The sequence below is a fragment of the Actinokineospora globicatena genome (genome assembly GCF_024171945.1).
GTDB lineage: Bacteria > Actinomycetota > Actinomycetes > Mycobacteriales > Pseudonocardiaceae > Actinokineospora > Actinokineospora globicatena.
Genome location: NZ_JAMTCR010000004.1, coordinates 922719 through 946240 on the forward strand (window position 1 = coordinate 922719; position 23522 = coordinate 946240).

General features: G+C 72.3%; 15 protein-coding genes. 11 read left to right on the forward strand and 4 right to left on the reverse strand.

From position 1 onward, the window contains the following. Positions 1-23: 23 nt before the first annotated feature. From sufC to LV79_RS23085, 8 genes are all read left to right on the forward strand, one after another. Complete coding sequence (sufC, locus tag LV79_RS23050) at positions 24-794, forward strand: Fe-S cluster assembly ATPase SufC (RefSeq protein WP_253840254.1); 771 nt, start codon at positions 24-26, stop codon at positions 792-794. 66 nt (positions 795-860) lie between these two features. Continuing rightward, the gene (locus LV79_RS23055; protein WP_372495427.1) at positions 861-2138 is read left to right on the forward strand and encodes a cysteine desulfurase; all 1278 of its coding nucleotides are present in this window, start codon (positions 861-863) and stop codon (positions 2136-2138) included. Then, on the forward strand, positions 2138-2587 hold the full coding sequence (gene sufU / locus LV79_RS23060; protein WP_253840256.1) for a Fe-S cluster assembly sulfur transfer protein SufU: 450 nt from the start codon (positions 2138-2140) through the stop codon (positions 2585-2587). The genes LV79_RS23055 and sufU overlap by 1 nt, the downstream gene beginning before the upstream one ends. Continuing rightward, entirely contained in the window at positions 2584-2961 is a 378-nt protein-coding gene (locus LV79_RS23065) for a metal-sulfur cluster assembly factor (RefSeq protein WP_253840257.1), read from the forward strand. Before sufU ends, LV79_RS23065 begins: the two co-directional genes overlap by 4 nt. A 362-nt stretch (positions 2962-3323) precedes the next feature. After that, the gene (gene mug, locus LV79_RS23070) at positions 3324-3866 is read left to right on the forward strand and encodes a G/U mismatch-specific DNA glycosylase (protein ID WP_253840258.1); all 543 of its coding nucleotides are present in this window, start codon (positions 3324-3326) and stop codon (positions 3864-3866) included. Positions 3867-3919: 53 nt separating this feature from the next. Further along, positions 3920-4195, forward strand: coding sequence for a hypothetical protein (locus LV79_RS23075; protein WP_253840259.1), 276 nt, complete (start codon positions 3920-3922; stop codon positions 4193-4195). Positions 4196-4206: 11 nt separating this feature from the next. Beyond that, the gene (gene glmS, locus LV79_RS23080; RefSeq protein ID WP_253840260.1) at positions 4207-6021 is read left to right on the forward strand and encodes a glutamine--fructose-6-phosphate transaminase (isomerizing); all 1815 of its coding nucleotides are present in this window, start codon (positions 4207-4209) and stop codon (positions 6019-6021) included. A gap of 169 nt (positions 6022-6190) precedes the next feature. Beyond that, entirely contained in the window at positions 6191-8350 is a 2160-nt protein-coding gene (locus LV79_RS23085; protein ID WP_253840261.1) for a M4 family metallopeptidase, read from the forward strand. A gap of 104 nt (positions 8351-8454) precedes the next feature. Here LV79_RS23085 and LV79_RS23090 read toward each other — a convergent pair whose 3' ends face one another. Together LV79_RS23090 and LV79_RS23095 are read right to left on the reverse strand one after the other, a co-directional pair. Beyond that, the gene (locus LV79_RS23090) at positions 8455-9411 is read right to left on the reverse strand and encodes a CE1 family esterase (RefSeq protein ID WP_253840262.1); all 957 of its coding nucleotides are present in this window, start codon (positions 9409-9411) and stop codon (positions 8455-8457) included. Positions 9412-9482: 71 nt separating this feature from the next. Further along, positions 9483-12296 (reverse strand): polysaccharide lyase family 8 super-sandwich domain-containing protein, encoded by a 2814-nt coding sequence (locus LV79_RS23095; protein ID WP_253840263.1) that lies wholly within the window; start codon positions 12294-12296, stop codon positions 9483-9485. A gap of 230 nt (positions 12297-12526) precedes the next feature. On the opposite strand from LV79_RS23095, the gene LV79_RS34075 reads away from it, so the two are divergent. Next, positions 12527-15214 carry an AAA family ATPase gene (locus LV79_RS34075; RefSeq protein ID WP_285469910.1) on the forward strand — a complete coding sequence of 896 codons (2688 nt, stop codon included), beginning with the start codon at positions 12527-12529 and terminating at the stop codon, positions 15212-15214. Between the two features lie 620 nt (positions 15215-15834). On the opposite strand, the gene LV79_RS23110 is transcribed toward LV79_RS34075, so the two are convergent. Beyond that, entirely contained in the window at positions 15835-17520 is a 1686-nt protein-coding gene (locus LV79_RS23110) for a bifunctional diguanylate cyclase/phosphodiesterase (protein ID WP_253840264.1), read from the reverse strand. Positions 17521-17616: 96 nt separating this feature from the next. After that, positions 17617-18747, reverse strand: coding sequence for a lycopene cyclase family protein (locus LV79_RS23115; protein ID WP_308208959.1), 1131 nt, complete (start codon positions 18745-18747; stop codon positions 17617-17619). Between the two features lie 157 nt (positions 18748-18904). Here LV79_RS23115 and LV79_RS23120 point away from each other — a divergent pair, with 157 nt between their 5' ends. After that, positions 18905-20455 carry a deoxyguanosinetriphosphate triphosphohydrolase family protein gene (locus tag LV79_RS23120; RefSeq protein ID WP_253840265.1) on the forward strand — a complete coding sequence of 517 codons (1551 nt, stop codon included), beginning with the start codon at positions 18905-18907 and terminating at the stop codon, positions 20453-20455. 260 nt (positions 20456-20715) lie between these two features. After that, positions 20716-23484 carry a S8 family serine peptidase gene (locus tag LV79_RS23125; RefSeq protein ID WP_253840430.1) on the forward strand — a complete coding sequence of 923 codons (2769 nt, stop codon included), beginning with the start codon at positions 20716-20718 and terminating at the stop codon, positions 23482-23484. Positions 23485-23522 lie beyond the last annotated feature (38 nt).

The window sequence follows — 23522 nt, forward strand, 5'->3', positions numbered from 1 at the left end:
CGCACAGGAGAAGAAGAACCACCATGGCCACCCTGGAGATCAAGGACCTGCACGTCTCGGTCGCGACCGACGACGGCGCCAAGGAGATCCTCAAGGGCGTCGACCTGACCGTGAGGGCAGGCGAGACCCACGCGATCATGGGCCCCAACGGGTCCGGCAAGTCCACCCTGTCCTACGCGGTGGCCGGGCACCCCAAGTACGAGGTGACCTCCGGGTCGGTGACCCTCGACGGCGACGACGTGCTCGCGATGAGCGTCGACGAGCGCGCCCGCGCGGGCCTGTTCCTGGCCATGCAGTACCCGGTCGAGGTCCCCGGCGTGTCGATGTCGAACTTCCTGCGCACCGCGGCCACCGCCGTGCGCGGCGAGGCGCCGAAGCTGCGCACCTGGGTCAAGGAGGTGAAGGCGGCGATGACCGAACTGGAGATCGACCCGGCCTTCGCCGAGCGCAGCGTCAACGAGGGCTTCTCCGGCGGCGAGAAGAAGCGGCACGAGATCCTGCAGCTGGCCCTGCTCAGCCCCAAGATCGCCATCCTCGACGAGACCGACTCCGGCCTCGACGTGGACGCGCTGCGCGTGGTGTCCGACGGGGTGAACCGGTTCAAGGCCTCCGGCGAGACCGGCGTCCTGCTGATCACGCACTACACCCGCATCCTGCGCCACATCACCCCCGACTTCGTGCACGTCTTCGCGGGCGGCCGCATCGTCGAGTCCGGCGGGTCGGAACTGGCGAACGTGCTGGAGTCCGAGGGTTACGTGAAGTACACCGGCAGCCAGGAAGCCGCGGGCGTCTGAGCGCGTTGCACCGGGTACAGGTCTAAGTCAGAAGGGGGTACCGGTCAGGTGACCGCAGTGACCGCAGTGACCGCAGTGACCGCACCGCTGGACGTCGACGCCCTGCGCGCCGACTTCCCCATCCTCGGCCGCACCGTGCGCGACGGCAAACCGCTGGTGTACCTGGACTCCGGGGCCACCTCGCAGCGCCCGACCCAGGTGCTCGACGCCGAGCGGGCCTTCCTCTCCGAGCACAACGCCGCCGTGCACCGCGGCGCGCATCAGCTCGCGGAGGAGGCCACCGACGCCTACGAGTCGGCCCGCGCCAGGGTCGCGGCCTTCGTCGGCGCGACCCCGGGTGAGCTGGTGTTCACCAAGAACGCCACCGAGGGCATCAACCTGGTCGCCTACGCCATGGGCAACGCGGCCACCGCCGGACCTGAGGCGGCCCGGTTCGTCCTGGGTCCCGGCGACGAGATCGTCACCACCGAGATGGAGCACCACGCGAACCTGGTTCCGTGGCAGCAGCTGGCCCAGCGCACCGGGGCGACCCTGCGCTGGCTCGGTGTGACCGACGACGGCAGGCTCGACCTGTCCACCCTGGACGAGGTGGTGAACGCGCGCACGAAGGTGCTGGCGTTCACCCACCAGTCCAACGTGCTGGGCACCGTCAACCCGGTCGAGCCGCTGGTGGCGCGGGCCCGCGAGGTCGGCGCGCTGGTCGTGCTCGACGCGTGCCAGTCGGTGCCGCACTCGGTGGTCGACTTCCACGCGCTCGACGTGGACTTCGCGGTGTTCTCCGCGCACAAGATGCTCGGCCCGTACGGGCTCGGCGTGCTCTACGGCCGCCGGGAGCTGCTGGCGGCCATGCCGCCGTTCCTCACCGGCGGGTCGATGATCGAGATGGTGGAGATGGCGCGGTCCACCTTCGCCGCGCCGCCGCAGCGCTTCGAGGCGGGCACGCCGATGACCTCGCAGGCGGTGGCGCTCGGCGCGGCTGTGGACTACCTGACCGCCGTCGGCATGGACCGGGTCGCCGCGCACGAGCACCTGCTCACCGTCGCCGCGCTCGACGGCCTCGCCGAGATCCCGGGCATCCGGGTCATCGGCCCGGTCGACGGGCACGCGCGCGGGGGAGCGGTGTCGTTCGTCGTCGACGGCATCCACCCGCACGACGTGGGCCAGGTGCTCGACGACCAGGGCGTCGCCGTGCGCGTCGGGCACCACTGCGCGTGGCCGCTGCACCGCCGCCTCGGCGTCCCGGCTTCGGTGCGGGCCAGCTTCTACGTGTACAACGACCTGCGGGACGTGGACGCGTTCCTGGCCGGGGTGCGCGAGGCGCGCCGCTTCTTCGGGGTCGCCTGATGCAGCTGCAGCAGATGTACCAGGAGATCATCCTGGACCACTACAAGAACCCGCACGGCCGCGGCCTGCGCGACCCGTTCGACACCGAGTCCTTCCAGGTCAACCCGACCTGCGGGGACGAGGTGACGCTGCGGGTCAGGCTCGACGGCGACGCGGTGGCCGACGTGTCCTACGACGGCCAGGGCTGCTCCATCAGCCAGGCGTCCACCTCGGTGCTCACCGACCTGGTGGTCGGCCGCCCGGTGGCCGAGGCGATGGTCAAGCTCGACGCGTTCGTGGAGCTGATGCACGGGCGGGGCACGGTGGAACCGGACGAGGACGTGCTCGAGGACGGCATCGCCTTCGCCGGGGTCGCCAAGTACCCCGCTAGGGTGAAGTGCGCCCTGCTCGGCTGGATGGCGTTCAAGGACGCGGTTACCCGCGCCCGCACCGAAGGAGGACCGGCATGACCGACCCAGACGTCCAGCGCGGCGCCGCCGGGATGCCCACCCAGGCCCCCCGCGCGGACGTGGCCTCCCTAGACGACCTCGAGGAGGCCATGCGCGACGTGGTCGACCCCGAACTCGGCATCAACGTCGTCGACCTCGGCCTGGTCTATGACATCCGCGTCGAGCCGGACAACACCGCCACCATCGACATGACCCTCACCTCGGCGGCCTGCCCGCTGACCGACGTCATCGAGGACCAGACCCGAGCCGCCCTCACCAGCGGCGGCCTCGTCGACGACTTCCGCATCAACTGGGTCTGGATGCCCCCCTGGGGCCCCGAGAAGATCACCGAGGACGGCCGCGAACAACTCCGCGCCCTCGGCTTCACAGTCTGACCCGCGCCTTCCCCGAACGGCCCGCCCCCTTCCCGGAGGCGGGCCGTTCCGGTTCCCTGGGCGGTTCGACCCGCCTGGTACCAGAACATCTTCGGCAGGTCCGAGGAGTGCGTGGCCGCCGTCGGGTGGGTAACGGCCGGTTAGTGTCCACATCGGACGATATGGTCGGGTGGTGGGTTGTCCACAGGACTGGGCGGGGTTCTTGTGGTGTTGTCACAACTCGTGGTGAGCGGGTGTGGGTGGGGTGGGTGCGCGAAGGGGCTGTGGGGCAACGGGTCCGGTCGGTGGGACTTGGGGTGTCGGAGGGGTGCGGCGACGTTCGTCGGTGGCGGGGGTGATCGACTTCTGTTCCCATGGGGGGCGTGCCTCGACCTACTCGCGCCGAGCTCGTGGCGGCCAGGGACCGGACCGTGCCCGATGTGATCGGTGCCGGTCTGGCGGTGTTGTTCTGCGGGATCAACCCGAGCCTGTACTCCGGTGCCACCGGCCACCACTTCGCCCGGCCGGGCAACCGGTTCTGGCCCGCCTTACACCTGTCCGGCTTCACCCCTCGGCTGCTCGACCCCGGTGAGCAGGACCTGCTGCCCACCTACGGCCTCGGCGTCACCAACCTGGTCGCCAGGGCCACCGCGCGCGCCGACGAGCTCTCGGACGACGAGCTGACCCTCGGCGGTGACCGGCTGCGCCGCCTCGTCGCCGAGTACGAGCCCCGGGTGGTCGCGGTCGTCGGCATCACCGCCTACCGGGTGGCGTTCGCGGCGCCCAAGGCGGTCATCGGGCCGCAGGCGGAGCTGTTCGAGTCGGTGCGGGTGTGGGTGCTGCCCAACCCCAGCGGGCTCAACGCGCACTACCAGCTCCCGGACCTCGCCGCCGAGTTCGGGCAGCTGCGCGACTCGCTCGGCTGACCCCGTGCCCGATATCGGGCACAGGAGTTGCCTCGGCGGTCGAACCAGTGCCAGTGTCTGGCGTGAGCGAACCACCCGTCGACCTCGTCCGGTACGTCGCGGGGACCACCGGTCTCCCGCCGGGGATCGCGGCGCGGGTCGTCTCCGACGTGCTGGCGTACTTCGGGGAGACCGTCGAGCAGTACGTGCGCCGCAGGCACACCGAGCTGCGGCGCGGGCAGGTGCGCAACGCCGAGATCTGGGCGCGGGTGGCCGGGGAGCTGGCCGCGCGCCCGGTGGCTGCCCCGGTCCTGAGCGAGCGGCAGCTACGGCGGATCATCTACGGCTAGGGAGCGAAGCTATGTGTGGAATCGTCGGCTACCTGGGGGTGCGTCCGGCGACGCCCGTGCTGGTGGAGGGGCTGCACCGGCTGGAGTACCGCGGCTACGACTCCGCGGGGGTCGCCGTGTTCGACGACGGCGCCATCGTGGTCACCAAGACCGCCGGACGCGTCCAGGACCTGCGCGACAAGCTCACCGACAACCCCGCCACGGTCGGCATCGCGCACACCCGCTGGGCCACCCACGGTGAGCCCTCGGACCGCAACGCTCACCCGCACCTGGACGCCGACAGCCGGATCGCGGTGGTGCACAACGGGATCATCGAGAACGCCGAGCAGCTGCGCACCCAGCTCACCGCAGCAGGCGTCGAGTTCGTCTCCGAGACCGACACCGAGGTCTTGGCCCACCTGATCGCCCGCGAGCGGGCCGACACGCTGGAGGACGCCGTCCGGGCCGCGCTGCGCGGGGTCGAGGGCACCTACGGCCTGGTGGTGCTCGACCGCGACCGGCCGGGGGAGCTGGTGGTCGCCCGCAACGGCAGCCCCATCGTGCTGGGCATCGGCGACGGCGAGATGTTCATCGCCTCCGACGTCGCCGCGCTGGTGCACCACACCCAGCAGGTCGTGTTCCTCGACGACGGCGAGCTGGCGACGGTCACCGCGGCCGGGTTCCGCACGTCCACTGTGGAGGCCAGGCGGACCAGCAAGACGCCGACCACCGTCGAGCACGCCGCCGACGACTACGAACTCGGCGGACACACCGACTTCATGCGCAAGGAGATGACCGAGCAGCCCGAGGCGATCGCCAGGGCGCTGCGCGGGCGGCTCGACGAGCGGTTCGCCACCGCGCACCTCGGTGGGCTCGGCCTGGACCCGATGGCGTTGCGCGCCATCAAGCGGGTCAAGTTCCTCGGCTGCGGCTCCGCCTACTACGCGGGCCAGATGGGTGCCGCCCTGGTGGAGGAGTTGGCGCGCGTGCCAGCCGACGCCGAACCTGCCTCGGAGTACCGCTACCGCAACCCGGTGGTCGACCCGGACGCGCTCTACGTCGCGGTGAGCCAGTCCGGCGAGACCATCGACACCCTCGCCGCCGTGCAGGAGTTGCGGCGCAAGGGCGGCCGGGTGATCGGCGCGGTCAACGTCGTCGGCAGCGCGATCGCCCGCGAGTGCGGCAGCGGCGTGTTCCTGCACGCCGGACCGGAGGTGTCGGTCGCCTCCACCAAGGCGCTGACGAACATGACCGTCTCCTTCGCCATGCTCGCCCTGCTGCTGGGCCGGGTCCGTGACCTGAGCGCGGCCGCGGGAGCACGCGTCGTGACCGGTCTGCGCGCGCTGCCCGGCCAGGTCGAGCGGGTCCTCGCCGACGACGCGGAGATCGCCAGGATCGCCAAGCGGTACGCCCACGCGCGGCACATGTTCTTCCTCGGCCGGGTGCGCGGCTGGCCGGTGGCCCGCGAGGGCGCCCAGAAGCTCAAGGAGATCTCCTACATCCACGCCGAGGCCTACCAGTCCGCCGAGCTCAAGCACGGCCCGCTGGCGCTGGTCGACGCCGAGATGCCCAGCGTGGTCATCGTGCCCGCCGACGACCTGGTGGCCAAGAACATCGGCACCATCGAGCAGGTCAAGGCGCGCGGCGGCCCGGTCATCGCCGTCACCAACGCCGACCTGCCCGACGGGCTGGCCGACGAGGTCATCCGGGTGCCGCGCGGGGAGCCGGAACTGGACCCGATCCTGCTGACCATCCCGCTGCAGCTGCTGGCCTACCACACCGCGACGGCGCTCGGCCGCGATATCGACAAACCGCGCAACCTGGCCAAAAGCGTCACGGTGGAGTGATCGGGACCGCCCCTTGTCCACCCCTTGCCGACCCCTTGCCGGGCAATCCATGTATTCATTCACGCGGATCTGACACCTAGTTTTCGCCCACCGGTCCGCCAGCCCACCTCGTCCACTGCACCGTGGACGGTGCGCGCTCCCGTCCACACGGGCCGGTGGAGGAGACGACATGTCACGCAAGGGTCGCCGGGCGCTGGTCGCCGCGGCTGTGGCCGCGGCGACCGCCGTGGGCGCGACGGTCATCGCGGTGACCGCCACCCAGGCCGGTGCCGCGCAGGACCAGTCCGCCCCCGGCGCCAGGGCGCTGAGCCCGCAGCAGCGCGCCGCCGAGCTCGACCGCGCCGGTGCCGAGGCCGCCGCGGCCGCCAGGGACCTGGGGCTGGGCGCCAAGGAGAAGCTCGTCGCCAAGGACGTGGTCGTCGACAACAACGGCACCCGCCACGTGCGCTACGACCGCACCTACGACGGCCTGCCGGTCGTGGGGGGCGACCTGGTCCTGCACCGCGCCGCCGACAACCGGATCGCCGCCGTCGACCGGGCGAGCACCGAGACCATCACCGTCCCGTCGGTCACGCCCACCATCGCCTCCACCAGGGCCGCCGCGCTGGCGCCCGCGTTGACCGCGGAGAACAAGGACGGCGCGGCCAAGCCCGAGCTGGTCGTCTACGCGGTGAACCGCAAGCCCGTCCTGGCCTACCGGACCACAGTGGAGGGTGGCGGTGCCGAGGTCGTCGTGACCGACGCCGCTAGCGGCGTGCTACTAGACCGCTACGAGAAGCGGCACAAGGCGACCGGCAACGGCTACCACGTCGGCACCGTCGACATCAGCACGAGCAGCGGGTCCGGCGGCTACACCCTGACCGACACGACCCGGGGCAACACCCGCGTGCTCGACGGCAACGGCGGTTCCGAGAACAGCCCGGCCGCGCGTGCGACGGCCTACACCGACGCCGACAACGTGTGGGGCACCGGGCAGCTGGGCAACCGGCAGACCATCGCCGTCGACGCGTACTACGGCCTGGCCAAGACCTGGGACTTCTACAAGAACGCCTACGGCCGCAACGGCATCCGCAACAACGGCCAGGGCCACACGATGTACGTCCACATCGGATCCGGCCTGCTCAACGCCTTCTACGACGACAGCTGCTTCTGCATGGTCTTCGGCGACGGCAGCTCCACCAACCAGAACACGCCGCTGACCCAGATCGACGTCGTCGGCCACGAGATGACCCACGGCGTCACCGCGGCCACCGCGAACCTCAACTACTCCGGGGAGTCGGGCGGTCTCAACGAGTCCGCGTCCGACATCTTCGGCACCATGGTCGAGTTCTCCGCGGCCAACCCGAACGACCCGGCCGACTACTACATCGGCGAGAAGCTGCGCATGCCATCGGGCTACTTCCGCCGGATGGACAACCCGGCCGCCGACGGCAACTCGCTGGGCTGCTGGCGCTCCACCGCGGGCCAGGTCGACGTGCACTACTCGTCGGGCATCGGCAACCGCTGGTTCTACCTGGCCTCCGAGGGCACCGGGAACAAGACCATCGGCGGGCTCCCGCACGTCGGCGGCACCTGCAACAGCACCACGTTCGCGGGCATCGGCCGGGACAAGGCCGCGGCGGTGTTCTACCGCGCGCTGAGCACGTACATGACCTCGACGACCAACTACGCCGGGGCGCGCACCGCGACCCTGCAGGCCGCCGCCGACCTGTACGGCACCAACAGCCAGGAGCGCTACCTGGTCAGCGTCGCCTGGGCCGCCGTCAGCGTCGGCACCGCCCTCCCGGCGCCGACCACGACCACCACCCGCCCGACCACGACGACCAGCCCCACCGGTCCGACCACGACCACCCGGCCCACGACGTCCGTGCCGACCACGACGACGGTCCCGCCGACCGGCAACGCGGTCACCAACGGCGGCTTCGAGTCCGGCCAGACCGGGTGGAGCGAGTCCGCTGTGGTCACCAACAGCACCCAGCAGACCGCGCGCAGCGGTTCGTACTACGCGTGGCTGCTCGGCAACGGCAGGGCCGCCAGTGAGGCCATCAGCCAGCAGGTCAGGGTGCCCAGCACCGGCGCGCCCGCGCTCCGGTTCTGGCTGAAGGTCACCACGCAGGAGACCGGCAGCACCGCCTACGACGTGCTGCGCGTCCAACTCAACGGCACCACGGCGGTCACGTACTCGAACGCCAACGCGGGCACCGCCTACGTCCAACGCGCGGTGGACCTCTCGGCGTACCGGGGCCAGACCGTCACGATCCGCTTCTCCGGCGTGGAGGACGCCTACCTCGCGACCAACTTCCTCCTCGACGACGTCAGCGTCGGCTGACCCGTCCGCAAGCCTCCTCCCCGGCGTGTTTGGCCCCCGCCGGGGAGGAGCCCGACCTCGGCGACCCAGGACCACTGCGCTGGGTCGCCGAGGTCACCGCCGTCCTAGGGGATGAGCGGGTGGCTGGTCAGGAAGCTCCAGATCGCGGTGGTCGCCTTGATCTGCTGGGTCGTCTTGCCCGGCCCGCTCGACACCGGCGCACCCGGCCAGGTGTGGTCCCCGGTAACGATCTTGAAGTGCAGCACCTCCTTGTGCGGCAGGCACGAACCCCAGGCGAACCCGACGACCTCGCTGCTGAGCTGGGCCGTCGCGGGCGTGGGCGAGCACGAGCTGCGGTTGGCCCAGGACTGCGCCCAACTCATGACCGTGGGCAGCGGTTGGCCGTGGTTGCTGCTGTCGCCGTTGTACGCGATGACGGAGTCCGCGGTGCCGTGGAAGTCGATGATCGGCACCGGCGCGGTCGGGTTACCGCAGGCGGAGAGGGTGCCCGGGTAGAAGGCCCCCGCGACGACCCCGAACGCCGCGATGCGTTGGGGGAGCTTGCAAGCGAGCAGGGACACGAACCCGCCACCGTTGGACTTGCCCACGGCGTAGATCCGGTACGGGTCGACGCACAGGGTGGCCTGCACCGAGTCGAGCAGATCCCTGACGAACTGCACGTCGTCCACCGGCGCCGCGTAGGGCGCCCCCTGCCAGGCCCGCTCGTCGTCCTCCCCCTTGGCCCCGATCGGGTACACCGCGATGGTGTCGAGCGCGTCGATCTCCGAGTAGGCCTCGATGTCGTGGCCGTCCCCCTTGCGCCCGTGGAACGCCAACACCAGCGGCTTGCCCTGTCCCGGCTGGTAGGTCGTGGGCAGGTGGATCAGGTACTGGCGGGTCTGGCCACTGGTCACGATCGTCTGCGCCACGGACTGGCCGAGGGGGAGTGTGGTCGAGGTGTACTGGCACCCCGTCGAGGGGATGGTGGAGTTGTGCGGAGGGGCGGCGGCCGCTGTCTGTGCGACGGCCGCCGTGGTGGCCGCGCAGAGCGCGATGGCGAGCGCGGTGGTGAGTGATCTCATGGCACCTCAATGGGTTGGCGAGTGCGGTGGACGTCCCCGGCCGGGGATCGTCCCGATAGGACTGAGTGCGGTCAGGTCACGATCTGCAGCACCGGCTGGTTCGCGGTGGCCTCCCGGCTGTCCAGCTGGACCGCGAACTGGCCCGCCGACAGCCCGAACGTGATGACGCTCGGGTTCGCGGTCAACGCGGCCGTGACGTCCAGCCCGATCCAGTCCGGTGTGCGGCTGATCCGGGCGGTGGCCAGCACCGACCCCAGGGTGGGCTGGTTGTCCCACGTCACGCCGGTCTCCGTCCACGGCCCGGTCACCCGGTGCGCGGTCACCGTGGAGTGGGTGTTGTCGTCGTCGTTGACCCTGCCGTGCAACCACAGCACGGCTCGCTTCGGCGCGGTGGGCAGGGCGAGGTCGAACCGGACGAACGCGCGTCGGTTGTACCCGGCCGCCGCTGTCTTGACAGTGAGCGGCCCGGTGCCGAAGTTCTGGCTCGCGGAGCCACCGTCGCGCACGTAGGCGTCGGCGGCCGCGGCGATGGCCCATGCCGTGCCGGTCGACACCGGCGAACCCGCGCCGAGTCGGACCGTGCGACTGCCGCCGAGCGTGCCACCGACCCCAACCAGGAGCTTTGTGGTCGGCGATGTCTGCAGCACGGTCACCCCGGGATCCGCCGAGGCCGCGGTGAAACCGTTGTCGGGCAAGGTGACGATCACCGTTGGTGCCGTCCGGGTCGGGTCGGCGACGGCCACCGACAGCACCGGCCCGTCCTGGCGGGCCAACACCGAGCACGGCCCGCTCGCGGTGATCGCCCCGCACGCGCCCGCCGCGAAGAAGTTCGCCGCGCGCACCGGTCCTGCCGAGATCCCTTGTACAGCGGCCGTGTTCGCCACCACGGCCACGCCAGGTGACGCGCTGCGAGCGGACGTGGCAACGCTCGACGCGCCAGGCAGGACCAGGTAGGCGTAGGAGGCGTCAACAGGATCGGTGCCGTGGTCGTGCCACAGCGCGAGGTAGCGGCGGGTGATCGGGTCGTCCGAGCCGCTGTCGTCGATGGCGCTCCAGGAACCGGTGCGCGCCGCGCGGGACGCGGTGACGGTCGCCCCACCGAGGAACACGTACCCGCCGAACCCGGCGATCGCCGCCCACCGCGCCCCGGTGAACTTCTTCGACCAGGGCAGCGTCGTCGGTTGGGTCGCGCCGTCCACGACCAGCGCGTGCGTGCCCGCCGCGCCGAGGTTCCGGTTGTCCACAACGGAGTCGACGGACGCGCCGTCGGTCGCGGTGATGCCCGCGCCGAGGCACACCACGGCATCGTCGAGGAAGAACCACGACTTGCGGCCGGTGAGGGTCGACTGCAACCCGGTCACGTGCTGGCCGACCGCGGCCGCGACGCCGTCACTGGCGCCGCCCGCCCAGGTGTTGGTCGGCTTGGTCGCGTTCCACGTGCCGCCCGCCGCGTCGGCCAGCGACTTGCGCGAGGCGGTCGCACCTGGCAACCGGTAGGGGTCGACCGTCGGCCAGAACGCGTCGGTGTACTGACCGAGGCCGTAGTCGTCGCCCCACCAGTAGGTCATGCCGCTGCCCGTGTGCCAGCCGCGCAGGTTCTCGCCGTTGCCGGTCTCGTAGAACGTGGTGCGCTCGGAGTGCATCGACACCGCGAAGGTCCACAGCGGACGCCGGTGCACGGCGCGGTCCATCGCCCCGAAGACCCGGCTCGACGACGGGTGCGCCGCGGCGGGCACACCGCCGTCGGCGAGCAGCGCCACCGCGCGCGCCAGGTCCGGTACCGCCATGTCGGCCAGGTACGGCGCGTGGGTGTCGCGGGTGATCCAGCCCTTCACCAGACCGCGCCACCGGTCCGACTCGGCCACCGCGGCCAACCCGGTGTTCGCCAGCAGCAGGGTCGACGCCATGACGTTGTGCCCGCGCTGGTGGTCGTCCTGGTCCTCGCGGGCGATGCCGCGTCCCGAGACCGCGTCCAGCATGAGTCCGTTGTGGATGAACGGGGCGAACGCCGTGTCCACCGAGCCGAACAGCACCTGCCGGTTCGGGTCGGTCACCGCCCAGGTCGAGCCCGCGAGCAGGTGCAGCACCTTGGCCAGGCCACCGAGCAGCACGGCGCCGTAGCCGCCCGCGTAGGGCACGCAGGTGTGCTGGAGGAACGAGCCGTCCGCGTAGAGCCCGTCGCCGGTGAGGACCGTCGGGAACACCGGGGACAGCCCGTCGCGGGCGGCGGCGATGCTCGCGGGTCGCGCGCCGAGCACCCCGCGCAGCGCGATCACCTGGCACAGGTCCACCCGGTTCGCGCCGGTGCTCTTGTCCTTGTAGGTCGCCAGGCGCGAGACCGGGACGTGGTTGTCCACCGCGGCGAGGACGTCCGCCAGGTCCGGGGCGGGCACGGTGAGCAGGCAGCAGATGTCGAGCAGCCGCTGCGGGGACCCGATCTCCCAGTCCCACCAGTTGTCGTACGGCGCCCCGGTCGGGCCGTACGCGTTGTCCAGCATCCACCGCAGCCCGTCGAGCACCGCCGTCGCCGTCGTCGACGAGCCGGTGTGGCCCGTGCCCGGCTGCGCCCAGGCCAGTGCCATCGTGCGCAACCGGGTGAAGCAGGCGGTCACGTTGCCCGAGTCCCCGTCGATCGGGTGGTCTTCCCAGAGTGAGTCCCCCTCGGGGGTCATGTCGGCCAGGTACCTCGTCGCCGAACCGCCGGTCGCCGCCAACGCGGCCGTGAACGGGGCGACCGCCGGGTCGTACCCGACACCGGTGAGCAGGTCGCGCCACCGGCCCCGCATCCCGTCGTACGGTGCGGCCGCCACCGCGGGCATGTCGAGCCCCAACGCGACGACCACCGCCGACCCCACCACCAGGAACCCCCGTCGGGACACCGCCATGCGCTCCGCCTCACCGCTGGTCCGCCGCGCTGATGATCAACGCCTGCCGCGGCTGACACGCGGGGTCCCCCGTCCCGCGTTGCACGGGCATAAGGATCTTCTCGGGTGCCATCACCCACTCCTCGGTCTTGGGCGTCCGCTGGTCCGGGAGCCCGGGTGCGCTGTCCCACTTCCGCCGATGACGTAGTTCGGTCTCGCCGGGATCGGGAGTGGTTGGGTACGTTCACTGGGTGGTGGCCGTCCCCCCGGTGCTGGGCCGGGCGCAGGTGATCGCCCGCTGTCGGAGCGCGCTCGCCGACGGGGGCGGTCTGGTGCTGCACGGGCCCGCCGGGATCGGCAAGTCCCTGCTGCTCGACGTGCTCGTCGCCGGGGCCGGGGCCGACCTGGTGCTGCGGACCAGCCCGGCCGCCGCTGACCGCGACCTGCCGCACGTCGCGCTCTACGACCTGTTCGCCAAGGTGCTGCCGGTCGTCGAGCTGCCCGCCCACCTCCGGGCCGCCCTGGACACCGCACTCTTGCGATCCGCCCCCGAACATCCCGTCGACCCGCTCGCGTTGCGCTTGGCCGTGGTCGACTTGCTCCGCGAACTGGCCGAGCGGCACTCGGTGCTGCTCGTGCTCGACGACGCGCAATGGCTCGACCCGGCCAGCGCCGAGGTGCTGGCCTTCGCCGCCCGCCGGGTGGTCGACAACCGGGTCTGGGTGCTGGTCGCCGAGCGCGCCGACGGGTCGCCGACGACCGCGGACCTGGCCCCGTCCCCGGTGACCGAGGTGGAGCTGACCGGCATCGACGCCGACGCTGTCGCCGAGCTCCTGCGCACCAGGCTCGTCCGGCCGCTGTCGTCGGCCACCGTCGGCCGGGTGGTCGCCGCCAGCGCGGGCAACCCGTTCTACGCGCTCGAACTGGGCCGCGCGCTGGCCAGGCACGGCGGCTCGGTCGGCGCGGACGAACCGCTGCCGGTGCCGGGCAAGCTGCGCGAACTGGTGGTCGACCGACTCGCACCGTTGCCCGCGCAGGCCTGGGACGTGCTGCGATTGGTGACTGTTGCGGTCCGGCCGGGGCTGGACCTGCTGCCGCTGGGCGACCCCGGTCTCGACGCCGCCGTCGCCGCCGGGGTGCTGGTCGCCGACGAGGACGGGGCGCTGCGGTTCAGCCACGCGCTGGTGGCCGAGGTGGTCGCCGCCGAGGCCACCGCCGCGCAGTGGACCGCCGCGCACGCCAGGATGGCGGCCCTGGTCACCGACCCGATCGAACGCGCCCGCCACCGCGCGTTGGCCACCCCCCGTCCGGACGCGCCGATCGCCGCCGAACTGGTGGAGGCGGCCCGGCTGGCCACCACCCGGGGCGCGCCCGCCACCGCCGCCGACCTGCTGCGACTCGCCGCGCACCGCACACCCGCGCCCAGCATCCGCGCCGAACGCCTGCTCGGTGCCGCCCGCGCCGCCGCCGAGGCCGGGTTGACCGCGTCCGCCGCCGACCTGTGCCGTGCCGTCGTGCGCATCGCCGTCGGACCGACCAGGGCATGGGCCCGGCTGCTGCTGTTCGACCTCGCCGGGCGCGACATCGTGGCCTTCGCCGGGTTGCTCGACGAGGTCGCCGCCGATGCGGGAGATGACCCCGGGTTGCGCTGCGCGTTGCTGTTGCGCCGCGCCGAACTCGCCGCCCACACCGGCCGCACCACCGAGGCGTTGGCGTACCTCGACCAGGCCGACGTGCTCGCCCCCCGCGCCGACGACCCGACCCTGGTCATCCGGTCGCTCATCATGCGCATCCCGTTCGCCGCCGCGTCCGGACCGGACACCGAGACCGACCTGTGCAGGCGGCTGACCCGGCACACCGCGGGCCTGCCGCTGTCCGAACCGGTGGTCTACGCCCGCGTCTACCTCGCCATCATCTGCCTGCGCCGCGGCGACACCCCCGAGGCCGTCGACATGCTCGAACGCCTGCGCCACGAAACCGAGGCGGCGGGCCGCATCCGCGACCTGATCATGGTCCTGTACTCGCTGACCTCCGCCTACGAACGCGCGGGCCGCTGCGCTGACGCCCGCCGCACCGCCGTCCGGGGGGCCCGCCTGCGCGTCGACGTCGACCAGAACCCCGGCATCGGCCTGACCCTGCGCGCCGTCGCCGAGCTCAACACCGGCAGCCTCGACGAGGCGACAACCCTGTTGGCCCAGGCGGAAAAGGCCGACGAACAGGCCAGGGACGGGGAGTGGGCGGCGTACGCGAGCGGCCTGCGCGCCCGGGTCGCCGTGCTGCGCGGCGAGCATCGTGCCGCCGCCCGGCTGTTCGGCAGCTGCTTGGCGACACTGCGCGAGGTCGGCTACACGGACCCGGCAATGTTCCTTGTGGACGCTGACTTGGCGGAATCCCTTGCCTGGGCAGGACAATCCGACCAGGCTGACGCGGTGTTGCGGGACGCGCGCTCCCGGGTCGCTGCCCAGGGCAGGCCCGTCGTCACCCTAGGTCTAGACCGCGCCACCGCCGTCCTAGCCGCCACCGCAGGCGACCCCCGAGGCGCCGCCGACACCCTCCGCGCCCACCTCCCCCCAACCCACCCCTACCCCCTAGAACTAGCCCGCGCCTGGTTCACCCTCGGCACCCTGGAACGCCGCGCCCGCCGCAAAGCCGCCGCTCGAGAAGCCATGACCGAGTCCCTCCGCCGCTACACCACCGCCAGCTGCACCCCCTGGATCGACCGCATAGAAACCGAACTGTCCAAACTAGACACCCAAGACGCCCCCCTCACCCCCCTCGAAACCCAGATCGTCGACCACCTCCACCAAGGCGCCAGCAACCGCCAGATCGCCACCGCACTCCACCTCTCGGTCAAGGCCGTGGAAGCCAACCTCACCCGCATCTACCGCAAACTAGGCATCCGCAACCGCGCCGAACTAACCCCCACCCCACCCGCCTAACGCCGCCCGCCACCCCTCCCCGCCAAGCCCCCACGCCAGTCCCAGCCCACCCGTCACGACTGGCGAAGACCCCACAACGTTGGCCCCCAACCGCCCGCCGACACCGTTGGCCCGACACGCCCGCCGACAACGTTGGCCGCCCCGCGCTCCACCCGAGTCGCTGGTGCCAGGCTGGCTCGATGGGGTGGACTTGTTTTGTGTGGGGGAGGACCACCCGTAGCGTCGTTGCGCGGACAGGGCCATGCTTTTGGGCCCCTGCTTTGCGGTCCTGCCACGGGTGGTTCAGGGGCCCCGCGCAAAACAAGTTCGCCCCATCGAGCAAAGCTCGAAACTCGCGTCAATCCGATGGCGCAGCCGAGGCGTTTCCCGCAGCGCAGCGGAGGCCACGAAAGCCGGAGATCCCCAGCTCAACGCACTGCCGCCCACGGCCGCCAAGATCAACCCGCCCCAAAGACCCCCGAATACACAGCCTACCGAGGGGTACGCGAGCGCGGAGAGGCTGAAAGTCGACCCTGTGGACAACCAGGACCCATGTGGACAACCCCCACCCGGCCCCCCGCCACCCAAAGCCAGACAAGAGCGAGAGCGCTAGACCCGAACTCGCCCAAACCCCAAATGGACTACCCGACGCGGGCGTGGGCGGGGCGGGAGCCGCGGAGGACCTCCACTCGGTCGCTGCCCGGCCGGCTCAACACCCAGCTAGAGCCAGGAACGGACTTGGCCCGCTTCTTGAGCGGTGCCAACAACCGCGAAGCCTCCCGGTAGGACCGCACCGACCCCGCCGCGCACACCAACGATGCCAGCGAGACGCTCACGGACATGCCCTCCGCATCCCACTGGCGGTCGACCAGGCGGGCGGCGAGGGCGCTGATCTCGTCGAGGTCGGTGACGACCAGGAAGTCGTCGCCGCCGACGTGGGCTACTCGGGTGCCGTTGAGGTCGCGTTCGGCGTCGGCGAGGACTCGGCCGATGTGGCGGATGAGGTCGTCGCCCGCGGCGAAGCCGACGGTGTCGTTGACCTGCTTGAAGGAGTCGACGTCGAGCCAGGCGACGACGAACATCTCGGCGGCGTGGATGCGGCGGTCGATGTCGCGGTCGACGGTGTCGCTGCCGGGGAGCCGGGTCAGCGGGTTGAGCGCCGCGGCCTGTTCGATCTTGGCCTCGGCGACGCCGCGCACGACCTCGGAGATGCGGGCCACGCCGACGCACACCCGGTCCGCGTCGACCACCACGACCTCGTCGCCGTGCCGGTCCCAGTCGGTGTCGCCCACCAGGTCCAGCAGCTGCAGGCTGCTGGCGTCGCCGCGGATGGTGCGGGGGATGTCGCCGTGGCGCACGGCGGGCTTCTTGGCGTTGAGCGCGTGCCCGTACAGGCCGGTGACCGCGAGCAGGAACCGGCTGCGCGGCAGCGTGCTCACCGGCCTGCCCTCCGCGTCGACCAGCACCACGCCGCTGATCGCCGGGTTGTCGGCGAAGGTGTCGCGGACCTCCTCGGAGGTCGCGTCCTGGGCCATCGTGGTCGCGGGCCGCAGGTAGTCCGACACCACCGGTACCGGTGCGGCCCCCGTGGTCGCGTTCAGCTCGATGATCTCGGCGACCGGGCGCGGCAGCGGCAGCGAGATGCCGCCCTCCTGGCTGGCGCCCGCGAGCAGGTTGCCCTGCGCGAGCCGCACCCCGAGCCGGTTGAGGCACAGCAACTGCTCCTCGGACTCGACGCCGACGGCCGCGAGCCGGGTGCCGGTGCGGGTGCAGTACTGCGCCAGGCACTCGACGACGGCCAGGCACGCCGGGTCGTCGGGCAGCCCCGCGATCAGGTGCGCGTCCAGCTTGATCAGGTCGGGGCCGACGTCGGTGAGCAGCGACAGCGGCAGGTCGCCGTCGCCGATGGCGTCGAAGGCGACCCCGTAGCCCGCCTCGCGCAGCACCGCGAGGCCGCGGATCAGCTCGGCGCGGTGCACCCGGCTGAACGGCGGGGTGATCTCCAGCACGATGTCGCGCGGCTTGCGCCCGGTCTGGTTCAGCGCGGGGCGCAGGAACCGCAGCAGCTCGTCCGGCGCGGTCGCGGTCGCGGCGACGATGTTGACGTGCAGCGGCAGCGGCGGGTCCTGCCGGACGGAGGCGAGCACCGCCCGGCTGGCCAGGGAGATGTCGGTCTGCACGAGCCTGCCCGCCTTGCCCGCGGCGCGCAGCAGGTCGTAGGTGTCACCGGTGCGCGGTCGGGCCAGGGCCTCCACGGCTATGGCCTCACCGGTACGGGTGCTGAGCAGCGGCTGGAACGCGAAGCTGACGTCCGGTGCGACGGTCACCCTGACATCGTGCCCGGCGACCGCCGTCAGGTGATGGTTAGTCACCATCTGTTCATCGAGCTGTGCCCGGAAGCACCAACCAGCGCCGAGCGCCCGTCACCCTGGTGGGGAATGGCGCGATAGCAGCAGTTTCCCGCGAATTCCCCACCGGGACGCGCCGAACACCGCCGCCATCGCCGCCGCCGTCCCCGCCACGTCCTCCCGTCCGCTCAGGTACGCGCGCTGGAGCCGCGGGGACAACGCGAAGAAGACGTCGAAGAACTCGGCGAGCCCTTCCGGCGGCAGTGCCAGCAGAGCCCGCAACCCGTGCGACCGCATCGCGTGCACGACCCGAGCCCGGGGTGACCACACCGCGGCCCGCCCCGCCGCTGCCGCCGCGACCGGACCCCGCCCGAACGCGCTCGCGATCGCCGCCGCCACGAGCGGGGCCGTGGCCAGCGCGTCGCCCACGCTGTAGCCGGTCGCCGGGTGCACCATCCCGGCCGCCGCGCCGAACGGCACCGACCCGCGGTGCCACGGCGGCGTCGGGGGCAGGTCGACCGGGAACCGGACCCGCTCCACCGGCCCGTCCGGCACCGACCCCAGCCGCTCGCCGAGCCTGCGCCGCAACTCGTCCCACCCCGTGCCGGGCCGGGCCGCCAGCGACGTCTCCTCCAGCAACACCCGGTCGGCCGACACCCCGACGGCGTAGAGGAACGTCGGCGGCCTGCCCCAGTCCATCAGCACCGCGTCACCCGAACGGACAATCCCGTCGGCGACGGCCGAAGGCACCACGACCCCGTACGCCGTCTGCGCCACGCGGACCCCCGGGGCCGGGCCGCCGGACACCACCCGCCGCGCACCGCTCGCGTCGATGACCACCGCGCACGCCAACCGCCGCCCCGACCCCAGCCGCACCGTCGCGCCCCGGCGGCCGAACTCCGCGCCCACCACCTCGTCGTCGACCGACACCGCGGGCCCGCGCCACAGCCGCGCGCACACCGCCGCGTTGTCCAGCACCAGGTACTCCCGGTCGATCACCCGCCCCGCCGCCAGCACCCGCGTCGCCAGCACACCCGGGTACCGGTCCGCTGGGACCTGGTCGGCCCACACGCCGAACGTCGCCGGCCACACCCGTCGCCCGCCCGGCGCGACCACCGCGGTCGTCAGCCCCGCTCGCGCGCAGGCGTCCGCGACCGCCCACCCCGCCGGGCCACCACCGACCACGACCACGTCCAACCGGCTCACCCCCTCTCGCTACCACGCCCCGCCCCACCACGACAGTCCGACCTCTGGCCGCGGCCGGAAAACCCCAGTACTGCCGGCTTCCCACCCAAGCACCCGGGAACGTGTGGATCACGACTCCCACCCGCCAGCCCCCCGGGACTGCACCTAGGCTCGCGGCATGTCGGATCTCCACGAGCGCCGGGTCGAGCGCCGCGACGGCCGGGGCGGCACGGACCTCACCGCCAACCCGTTCCGCGCCGACCGCGACCGGATCGTCGCCTCGCCGTTCTTCGCGCGGCTCGGCGGGGTCACCCAGGTGGTCAGCGCCAGCGGCTCCGGGTTGCTGCACAACCGGCTCACGCACAGCCTCAAGGTCGCCCAGATCGGCCGCGCCATCGCCGAGCGGCTCACCGCCGACCCCGACCACGCGGCGCTGATCGACCGGCTCGGCGGCTGCGACCCCGACGTGGTGGAGGCCGCCGCGCTCGCCCACGACCTCGGCCACCCGCCGTTCGGCCACCTCGGCGAACAGGTGCTCGACCGGCTCGCCCGGCACCGCTTCGGCCTGCCCGACGGGTTCGAGGGCAACGCGCAGAGCTTCCGGATCATCACCACCACCGACACCAGGGGACCGTCCGCCGCCGGGCTCGACCTCACCGCCGCCGTGCGCGCCGCGACCCTCAAGTACCCGTGGACCCGGCTCTCGCACCCCGACCCGCACCCGCGCGACCTGCCCGACCCGCCGCGCGGCGCCGCGCAGCCACCTGAGGGCCCCGGCACCGGGTCGAGCAAGTTCTCCGCCTACGTCACCGAGCTCGACGACCTGCGCCAGGCCCGCGCGGTGTTCGACGACCTGGTGCCGCCGTGGCAGCAGACCGTCGAGGCGTCCGTGATGGACAACGCCGACGACATCGCCTACGCCATCCACGACCTGGAGGACTTCCACCGCATCGGGGTGCTGCAGCACGCGCCGGTGTCGGCGGAGCTGGGCCAGTGGGAGGCCGACCGCGCCGAGTTCGCCCGGCTCGACGACGCCGAACTGGCCTCCGGGCGGCGCCCCGGCCAGTCCCTGGAACGGTTGCGCAGGCGGCTGCACGCGCGCGACTCCTGGGTGGTCGACGACGAGGCGTTCGCCGCCGCGGTGTCGCGGGTGCGCGCGGAACTGGTCGACGACCTGCTGTCCATGCCCTTCGACGGCTCGGTCGCCGCCGAGCAGGCGTTCGGCCGGTTCTCCTCCGGGTGGACCGCGCGGCTGGTCGCGGGCGTGCACGTCGTCGCCGACCCGCCCACCCGCTCCGGGCACGTGCTGCTCGGCCCCCGGCAGTGGCACGAGGTGCAGGTGCTCAAGTTCGTGCACCGCCGGTTCGTGCTGCTGCGCCCGGACCTCGCGCTGCACCAGCGCGGCCAGGCCCGGCTGCTGACCACCCTGGTCGAGGCGCTCGACCAGTGGCTCGGCGACCGCTACGAGGCCGACCGGCTGCCGCGCAGGCTGCACGACCTGGTCGAGTTGGCCCGCGTCGAGTACGACTGGTTGGCCGCCGAGCACCCGCGCGCGCTGGTCGGCGCGACCGGGGAGGGCCCCGAGGGGCAGGCCGGGGTGCTCGCCCTCGCCAGGGGCCGGGCCGTGATCGACTTCGCCGCCTCGCTCGCCGACGGGCAGGCCGCGACGCTGCTGGAGGCGTTGTCCGGCCGGACCGGACAGTTCTGGTCGGACGCTTTCGTGCTGTGAGCCACCGGCAGTTCCGCAGCGGTGGGAAAAATACCGAGCGTGACACTTGGACGGTGAGTATCACTCGAACGGTAGATGTCACCTCGTTGGTGTGAACCATACGTTCACCTGGTCGGGAGCCTTCCCGACGTCGGTGGGCGTGGGTCGGGGCACGCACTAGCGGGGGAGGACCCGTGCGTTCGTCCGATCGCTCGTTCTTATCCAAACGCGCCTCAACCGGTCTGACCGCGGGGGTTTCCGCCTTCGCCCTCGTGCTCGGGATGACCACCCCGGCCTCGGCCCAGGCGCTGCCCGCCGGACCGCTCGCCGCCCAGGAGAACTCCGCCCGCCAGATCGCGGCGCTGCAGAGGCTGAAGCAGACCCAGACCAAGGCCGAGTCCAAACTGGACAGCAAGCTCGCGGTCGAGTCCCGGGTGCGCCGCGACCGCTCCGCCGCCGCGGCCACCCCGTACCTGCAGAGCGGGGTCAAGGTCTCCGCGACCGGCACCGTGCTCGTCGACATCAGCGTCGAGGAGGTCACCGACGACCTGCTCGGCGCGCTCACCAAGTCCGGCGCCGGGATCCGCGCCGTGTCCGCGGGCCTGGGGGAGATCCGGGCCGAGGTCCCGTTCGCCGCGCTCACCGGCATCTCCGGGCGCGCCGACGTCCGCAAGGTCGAGACCGCGAGCGGCGCGATCACCGCCTCCGCCAAGCGGGACAAGGCACCCGCCACGAAGGAGACCAAGGAGCAGAAGGAAGCCAGGGTCGCCGCGAGCGTCCAGTCCGCCCTGGAGCAGCGCGGCACCGCGGCGCTGGTCACCAGCGAGGGCGACCGCGCGCACAACGCCGACACCGCGCGCGCCGAGTACGGGGTCACCGGTGTCGGCGTGAAGATCTGCGCGCTCTCCGACGGCGTCGACTCGCTCGCCGCCTCGCAGGCCGCCGGTGAGCTGCCCGCCGTCGACGTGCTGCCCACCCAGGAGGGCGAGGGCGACGAGGGCACCGCGATGCTCGAGATCCTGCACGACCTGGCGCCCGGCGCCGCGCTCGGGTTCGCCTCGGCGTTCAACAGCGAGGCCAGTTTCGCCGACAACATCCGCGCCCTGCGCCAACAACTGCGCTGCGACATCATCGTCGACGACGTGCTCTACTTCGTCGAGTCGCCGTTCCAGGACGGGCTGATCGCGCGCGCGGTCAACGACGTCACCGCCGACGGCGCGCTCTACTTCTCCTCCGCGGGCAACGAGGGCAACACCGTCGACGGCACCGCCGGCCACTGGGAGGGCGACTTCCGCGACTCCGGACGCATCGTCGGCAAGTTCGCAGGCACCGCGCACGACTGGGACCCGTCGGCGACCACCCAGGTGTTCCAGCCGATCTCCACCGCGTCCTCGGCGCAGGTGCCGGTGACGCTGCACTGGGCGGACCCGCTGGGCGCGTCGGCCAACGACTACGACCTGTACCTGTTCGACCGCAACGGAAACGTGGTCACCTTCAGCCAGGACGTGCAGGACGGCGAGCAGGACCCGTACGAGATCCTGCAGACGCCGACCTTCGGCGGCACCGGCCTGCGCCTGGCGGTCGTGAAGTTCTACGGCGAGAACCGGTACTTCTCGCTTTCCGCTCTGCGCGGTCGGTTCTCCGACTCGGCGGACGGCCTGAAGGCGTTCAACACCCCCGGTGTCACCGTGGGGCACTCGGCGGCCAAGCAGGCGTTCAGCGTCGCCGCCGCGCCCGCCGCCGGTCCGCTGCCGTTCGACCTGGAACCGGGTGACCCGGCCAACCCGCGCGGCCCGCACCCCGGCTCGTTCAGCGCGACGTCCCCGCTGGAGCGCTTCTCCTCCGACGGCCCGCGCCGCGTGTTCTACAAGGCCGACGGAACCCCGATCACGCCGGGCAACTTCGGCGCGACCGGTGGCGAGGTCCGCGCCAAGCCCGACATCACCGCCGCCGACGGCGTGCTCACCAGCGTCGACGGCTTCGACCCGTTCTTCGGCACCTCGGCCGCAGCGCCGCACGCCGCCGCGATCGCCGGGCTCGTGCTCTCCGGCAACCCCGGCATCGCGCAGGCGGAGGTGCGGGAGGCGCTGGTCAACACCGCCATCGACCTCGGCCCCGCCGGGTTCGACGGCCGCACCGGCGCCGGGATCATCCTCGCCGACCGCGTGCTCGCCTACACCGGCGCCAGCCCGCAACCCCGTGCCCTGGCACAGAACCCGACCATCGCCCCGACCGACGGCGGCGACCTGGTCGACCCGGGCGACACCGTCTCGGTGACCCTGCCGGTGCGCAACACCGGCGACGCCGACGCTGTGTCTACGAGCGTTGTCCTGACCTCGCCGACGGCCGGTGTCACCATCGCGCCGCGCTCGCAGAACTACGGCACCGTCCAGAAGGGACAGACGGTCAGCAAGGTATACACCGTGACCGTCCCGCTGAGCCACCCCGTCGGCACGCCGGTCGTGCTCGACGCCAGGGTGACCTTCGCTGCGGCGGCGTCCCCGACCAAGGCGACGTTCACGTTCTCGGTCGGACGGCCCTCGCCGACCGTTCAGGACTTCGCCTACGGCGGCGCACCCGTGGCCGTACCGGACAACAACCCGCTCGGCGCCAGCGTCACCATCCCGGTCTCGGGCGTCGGCCGCGCGTCCCGGGTGAGCTTCTCGGTCGACGGCGCCACGTGCAGCACCGCGACCGGCGCCACCACCGTCGGCCTCGACCACACCTTCGTCGGCGACCTCGTCGGCACCCTCACGGCCCCCAACGGCGCCGTCGCCACCATCCACAGCCGCAGCGGAGGCGGCGGCAACAACTTCTGCAAGGTCGTCTTCGCCGACTCGGCCACCGCCGCCTTCTCGTCGGTGACCTCCGCCAACGCCCCGTTCACCGGAAGCTGGCGCCCCACCACCCCCCTGACCGGCTTCGCCGCGGTCATCGCCGACGGCACCTGGACCTACAAGGTCGTCGACGCCGCGGGCGGCGACACCGGCTCGATCCGCGCGGTATCCCTCCACATCAACGGCTACCTGACCCCACCCCCGGCAGGCTGACCCCTTAGCCGGCGACGGCCGCCCGACACCCTCCCGGT